The 6,265-nt window shown below is 71.1% G+C and carries 5 protein-coding genes and 1 pseudogene; 2 read left to right on the top strand and 4 right to left on the bottom strand.

The window, feature by feature from the left end:
* Nucleotides 1-184 precede the first annotated feature (184 nt).
* Together HCN52_RS20625 and HCN52_RS20620 are read right to left on the bottom strand one after the other, a co-directional pair.
* On the bottom strand, nt 185-2,254 hold the full coding sequence (locus HCN52_RS20625) for a heavy metal translocating P-type ATPase (protein WP_168089955.1): 2,070 nt from the start codon (nt 2,252-2,254) through the stop codon (nt 185-187).
* Entirely contained in the window at nt 2,247-2,687 is a 441-nt protein-coding gene (locus HCN52_RS20620) for an ArsR/SmtB family transcription factor (protein ID WP_168089954.1), read from the bottom strand. Before HCN52_RS20620 ends, HCN52_RS20625 begins: the two co-directional genes overlap by 8 nt.
* Nucleotides 2,688-2,693: 6 nt before the next feature.
* Between HCN52_RS20620 and HCN52_RS20615 the strand changes: the two genes are divergently transcribed.
* Complete coding sequence (locus HCN52_RS20615; RefSeq protein WP_168089953.1) at nt 2,694-3,053, top strand: DUF397 domain-containing protein; 360 nt, start codon at nt 2,694-2,696, stop codon at nt 3,051-3,053.
* 239 nt (nt 3,054-3,292) lie between these two features.
* On the opposite strand, the gene HCN52_RS26245 is transcribed toward HCN52_RS20615, so the two are convergent.
* The gene (locus HCN52_RS26245) at nt 3,293-3,982 is read right to left on the bottom strand and encodes a metal-dependent transcriptional regulator (RefSeq protein WP_168089952.1); all 690 of its coding nucleotides are present in this window, start codon (nt 3,980-3,982) and stop codon (nt 3,293-3,295) included.
* A gap of 36 nt (nt 3,983-4,018) precedes the next feature.
* A complete protein-coding gene (locus HCN52_RS20605) occupies nt 4,019-5,263 on the bottom strand; it encodes a calcium:cation antiporter family protein (RefSeq protein WP_168089951.1) in 1,245 nt (414 codons plus the stop codon).
* A gap of 813 nt (nt 5,264-6,076) precedes the next feature.
* Here HCN52_RS20605 and HCN52_RS20600 point away from each other — a divergent pair.
* Nucleotides 6,077-6,265: pseudogene (locus HCN52_RS20600) on the top strand (hypothetical protein); the annotation flags it as partial.

Here is a 6,265-nt window from a genome sequence, read left to right as displayed (position 1 = left end):
CGTGGCGGGAGCGGGAGGGCGACACCCCACCCGGCCGCACCGCCACCGAAACCATCACCATCGACGGCCAAGAAGTGACCGTGAAACTCGGTGTGTGGCGCGCCAACACCCGCGCACGCAAGACCGGCCTCACCGACCAGCAGCGCGCCGTCTTGGACGAGCTGGGGGTGTGAGAGGGGAGGGCTCAGGCCTGTTCGGAGGGTGCTGGCGGCCTCGATGCCGGGGAGATGCTGCTCTCCTCGCAGCAGGCGCAGGACGTGGTGAGCGTGGAGGTTGTGGTCGGTTCGGCGGTGGGAGTCCGGGGTGCGGGCAAGGGTTCGGCCAGCGTGGTAGGGATGCGGGGTTCGGCGGTGCGGTGCTGCAGGTGCCGGCGCCGGCCGGCGCGGATGCCGTTGGCGATGACAAGGACTTCGGCGACCTCGTGCATGGCGACGACTGCGGCGAGGCCGAGGACGCCGCCGGCGGCGAGGGGGACGAGGGTGAGGAGGATGCCGCCGGACAGGACGAGGTTCTGTCGCAGGACACGGCGGGCGGCGCGGGTGTGGGCCAGGGCGTCGGGTATCCGGCGCAGGTCTTCTCCCATGAGCGCGACGTCGGACGCCTCGATCGCCACGTCGCTGCCCATGGCGCCCATGGCGATGCCGGTGTCGGCGGTGGCGAGGGCGGGGGCGTCGTTGATTCCGTCGCCGACCATGGCAACCGGTCCGCGGTCGCGGAGTTCGGCGACGATGCGGGCCTTGTCCTGCGGCAGCAGCTGCGCGCGGACGTCGGTGATGCCGGCTGCGGCGCCGATCGCGGCGGCGGTCCGGGCGTTGTCGCCGGTGAGCATCACCACGGTGATGCCGCGTTCCTGGAGGGTTGCGACCGCCTCGGCTGCCTCGGGGCGGATCTCGTCCCGGACGGCTATCGCTCCCAGGATGGTCGTGTCGTGTTCGACGACGATGACGGTGGCGCCGGAGTTCTGCAGCCGGGCCACGTCGTCCGCGAGGTCAGGTCCGGGGTCGACGAAGGTGGGGCTCCCCAGGCGGGCGGTCGCGCCGTTCACCTTGCCTCGGACTCCGGCTCCGGGGACGGCTTCGACCTCGGTGGCGGTGGGGTGCTGGGAGGGGGAGGCTGCCAGGACGGCTGCGGCCAGGGGGTGTTCGCTGTCGGCCTCCAGGGCGGCGGCGGTGGCGAGGACCGTGGCTCTGTCCTGGCCGGGGGCGGGGGCGATGTCGACGACGACGGGTTGGTTGCGGGTCAGAGTCCCGGTCTTGTCGAAGGCGACGGTTCGGACCGCGCCGAGCGCCTCTACGGCGGCGCCGCCTTTGACGAGTACGCCGCCGCGGGAGGCGGCGCCGACGGCGGCCAGTACGGCGACGGGGACGGACAGCGCGAAGGCGCAGGGCGCTGCGGCGACCAGGACGACCAGGGAGCGTTCGATCCACACTCCGGGGTCGCCCAGGAGGCTGCCGGCTGCTGCGACGAGGGCGGCGAGGATGAGGACGCCGGGTACGAGGGGGCGTGCGATGCGTTCGGCCAGGCGCTGTCCTGCGCCTTTTCGTTCTTGGGCTTCCTGAACGGTGTGGACGATGCGGGCCAGTGAGTTGTCGGCGGCGGTGGCCGACACGCGGAGGCGCAGGGCGGCGGTGCCGTTGACGGTGCCGGCGAACACCGTGTCGCCGGGGCTGACCTCGACGGGTACGGATTCCCCGGTGACTACGGAGGTGTCGACTGCGCCGTTCCCGGTGACGACGACGGCGTCAGTGGCGACGCGCTCGCCGGGGCGAACGAGCATCAGGTCGCCGACGGCGAGGTCGGCGACGGGGACGCAGTGTTCGCTGTCCTGCCGGATGAGGGTGGCGGTGGGAGGGACGAGGTCAAGCAGTGCCCGCAGGCCGTGGCGGGTCCGGGCGACAGCGTAGCCCTCCAGCCCTTCGGCGACCGAGAACAGGAACACCAGGGTGGCGGCCTCGATCAGCTCGCCCAGGGCGAGTGCGCCCACAGCGGCGACGGTCATCAGCAGGCCGACGCCCAGGCGCCCGCCGAGCAGTGCGCGCAGGGCGCCGGGGACGAAGGTGATCGCGCCGGCCACGACCGCGGCCCACCGCGCGCCGGTGGCGAGGTCGGCGGAAGGGGCGGCGAAGGACACGGCGAGGAACACGCCGCAGACCAGTGCCCACCGCAGCTCGCGGACCTGCCGGATACGGGCCGGCGGCTCGTCGACGGCGGCCGGCGGCGGGGCGTCCTGCCCCCCGCAGCACGCGTCAGCCACGGTCCGCCTGCGTTCCGGCTATGGCGGGCGGCGTTGCGTCGGCCGGCACGTGGCCGGGCGGCTCCTCGGTGGCGCAGCAGCTGCCGTCTGGCTCGCAGGCAGTGTGGGGGTCGCCGCGGTGGTCGACCAGCAGCACCAGTGAGGACAGTTCCGCGAGGGCGTGGGCAAGGCGCGGGTCGGCAATGCGGTACCGCACGCGTCGTCCTTCAGGCTCGGCACGGACGATCCCACAGCCGCGGAGGCACGTGAGGTGGTTGGAGACATTGCCCCGGGTCAACGAGAGGGCGTCGGCGAGGTCGGACGGAAAGGCCGGGGCCTGCAGGAGCGCAAGGACGATCCGGCGACGGTTCTCATCGGCCAGCGCAACGCCGACACGCGCCAACGCATCGGCCTGGATCGCAAGAGACGGGCCCGCAGTGTGGTCGATCTGCATAGACGCATGATACAGCACAGCCTGAATTCAGTAAGACCTGAACTATTGAGGTGTGGTCCGCGCCCGCCATGCCTCCTTCTCCCGTGGCCGGGAGCGGAGCAGGGCCGGCCTCTCCGAAGAAGCAGCGGGCGGTATTGGAGGAGCTGGGGGGGTGAGCGGTGGGCTTCATCGAAGGGGCGGGGGTCAGTCGAGGGTGCGGAGTTCCGCACGAGCAGCTACTCGCAGCCGTGCGACTCGCACTGCGCTGAGGTAGCGCTGAGCGAGGCGGCGGTCGGGGTGCGGGACTCGAAAGACCCGGGCGGGCCGGTGGTCGCGTTCGGGCGGGAGAGCTGGGCCCGGTTCATCGACGGGCTGACGGGCCGCTGACGAACGCGGCGAGGGGCCCCGGGGCGCCGGTGAACCGGTGCTCGGAGCGGCCCCTTCTCGCTGCGAGATTGCCTGGTGGCGGCGCCCCGCCGGCCGGGGGTGGAGGGGCGGCCGGGGGTGGAGGGGCGGCCAGGGATGGAGGGCGCCTGCTGTCCTCGCGTGACGGTCGAGGCTTCTGTGGCCTGTCCGGTGGTTCGGCTGTCTGGCCGCTGGACGTCAGAGCGTGGACCCGCGCTGTGTCAGGTGGGATCCGCGGAGGGCGGGAGGATCTCGGCTCGGATGTCGTGGGCGGCGGTGGAGCTGATGTCGGCGGTACCGGTCGGTGTGGTGATGCGCACGATGCCGGCTGCGGGCAGGTGCTCGAGGACGGTGATCGGGGTGCCGACCGTGATGTTGAGGGTGCTGAGGTAGCGCAGCACCTCGGGGTGTCGGTCGGAGACGCGCATGACGCGGGCGCTCTTTCCTGGGGGCAGCGCTGTCAGTGGTGCTGCTTCCGTGGGTGGCACGGTGCCGTCCGGTTGCGGGATGGGGTCGCCGTGGGGGTCACGCTCCGGGTGCCCCAGCGCCTCGTCCATGCGCGCGAGGACGAGGTCGGAGACCGCGTGCTCGAGCAGGTCGGCTTCGTGGTGGACCTGGTCCCATCGCAATCCCAGGCAGTTGACGAGGTAGGTCTCGATCAGGCGGTGTCGCCGCACGACTGTCACCGCGAGTGCCTCACCGGCTTCGGTGAGGCGGATGGGGCCGTAGGGGCGGTAGGTGATCAGGCCGTCGCGCGTCAGCTTCTTGAGGTTGGCGGAGACGGTCGAGGGTGTGACGCCCAGCCGGTCGGCAAGGCCGGTGGTGGTCGCTTGTCCGTGCGGCCACTCACTCGCTTTCCAGATGAGCGTCACGTAGTCCTCGGCCACGCGGCCAGCGGCTTGGGGATCCACACCGCCATCGTAGGGAGGGCAGGGCGATGACACGGATCAGCGCTGCGGCGGCGCGCTCACTGCCGGCGCCGCGGGCCCGGGTCGGCGGAACGGGGCGGTCAGTGTCGCAGTCAGGTGGCTGCGGTTGATCCACAGGGCGACCAGTGCCAGGCAGGCCTGGACAGCGCTGAGGACGTAGCGGCCGTCGGTGCTGGTGACTGCGAACTGGACCGCGAAGAGGGCGGCCAGTGCAGCGGCCCACCTCCAGTGGAATCTGAGCGAGAGAATGATGGCGACACCGAGGAGGGTCTGCGTCGCGGTCAGGACGAACTCCTCGACTTGTCGGGAGTCCAGCGGCAGCTCGGTGCTTCCGCCGCCGGCCCAGTGTGCCGCTGGCAGCGATCCCACCAGCAGGCTCCATTGGTTGACCTTGGAGGCAATCAGGGTGCCGATCGCCGCGGAGCCGAGGCCTCGCAGGGCGAACATCACCGCGATGATGAACTCGGGTGATTCCGAAGCCAGGGGGGCGAGCCACTGGACGAGGAAGTAGCTGTCGATGCCCAGAGCGGAACCGGAGTCGACCAGCGCTTCGGCGAAGCGTTCCGCGGAGAGCAGGATCACGGCGGCGGAGCCGACGAAGAGCGCGATGACGACGGTGCGCCGCTTTCGTCTCGGCATGGACGCGATCAGTGCGGCGGCACCGACGAACTCGTCCTCGCCGTCGTCCACGACCTGGCCCGCACGCCACAGGTACAGGGCGAAGGCCACGATCAGCGCCACCCCGAACCACAGGGGGATCGCTCCGTAGAGCGGGATGAAGAACGCGGCGATGCCCAGGAGCGCCAGGAAGCCGACGTCGAGGCGGTTGTCCCGGGCGAGCACGAGCGACGCGGGAGCGGCGGCTCCGTGACGGCGTGCAACACCTCGGGCCACCAGCAGAGCCACCAGCACGACCAACGGCCAGCCGAACCCCAGCAGCAGACGGTTCGAGCCCGTCATGTTGGCAGCCGCGAACGGCGCATAGGCCAGGTCACTGCCCGACTTGAACGCGTAGTACAGATCGACGGCATACTCGGGAAGCACGGCGATCAGCGCGAGCAGCGCGATCGCCAACGCACCCGAGATGTCCTTCTGCGCCGCTTCCGCGGCCCACGCGAGGAGGAACGCGGCTGCCACCACCGCAGCTCCGAAGACCACCAGGTCCAACACCGGCGCGGTGTGGACGCCGGTGATCCGCAGCACGACAGCCGGCGCTGCGATCGCCAGGCAGATGAAAACGCGTTTGAGAAGCGCTGAGGGCATGTTCTCCACCTCACGGGCCACAGCTACCCCATCACATGGAGCGAACAGGCGGCAACGACACGACCACCACCGTCCGTGACCGCTCCATGGAGCGAGCCGGCACGGCGCACCCCCGCCACGTGCGAGGACACCCACAAGCCTCACCGCTGTTCACTATGTGTGTCCACGGGCAGAAGATTGTTGGACGCCTCCAACAATGCCGAGGTGAGCGCCGGCCGTCCGGCGGCGGGCAGCGCACGGCCGGAGCCCCACCGCGCCGCCTCACCACGCGGCCACGCCGCGCATGCGGCAACCACGAAAGGGAGCTCGAGCCCCCGGCTCGCGTCGAGGCGCTGCGGCGCTCTCTGACCGTGCAGCAAAACGTCACAGTGTCGCCGCCCGGAACCAAGCGCGGCGGCAGTCAGGAGACGGGACTCGAAAGACCCGGCGGGCCGGTGGTGGCGTTCGGCCGGGCAAGCTGGACCCGGTTCATCGACAGCGTGACAGGCCCCCCTGACGAACACGACGAGGAGCCACCCTGCGGTTCACGGGTCTACCGGCTCAGAACTCTCAAGACCGTGACAGCGCCAGCCCCTGCGCAGTAACGCACCATGACAGCGTTTCCGCCCGCAATCTCTCACCTCATGTCAGCGGACCCCCACCCGCGAACACACACTGACCAGCCCCGTAACACCAGACACCGAGCCAGACCAACTGACTCTCACCACCACTGACACCAAACCGAGAGATCGCACGAGCGAACTCGCAACGCGCCGCCCGCGCGGTCGCGGGGGTGGGTGGTGACAGGTGAGCACCGCATGGATAATCGAACGCATGATCGAAAGCGCAGTGCGGGGACTCGGGATGACGGAACCTGCCCGGGGCGCCACCGGAGCGCCCGTCGACGGGCCGCTGTCCGGGCTGCTGCCGGGCGGGCGGCTCCGGCCGGGAACGGCTGCGGCGGCGGGCGGGGACGTGCCGCTGCTCCTGGCCCTCGCCGCCGACGCGGTCGCGGCCGCCGGG

Source organism: Streptomyces bohaiensis (assembly GCF_012033785.1).
Classification (GTDB): domain Bacteria; phylum Actinomycetota; class Actinomycetes; order Streptomycetales; family Streptomycetaceae; genus Streptomyces; species Streptomyces bohaiensis.
The sequence above is the reverse complement of the archived record's forward strand: the minus strand, read 5'-3'. Positions and strand labels throughout refer to the sequence as shown.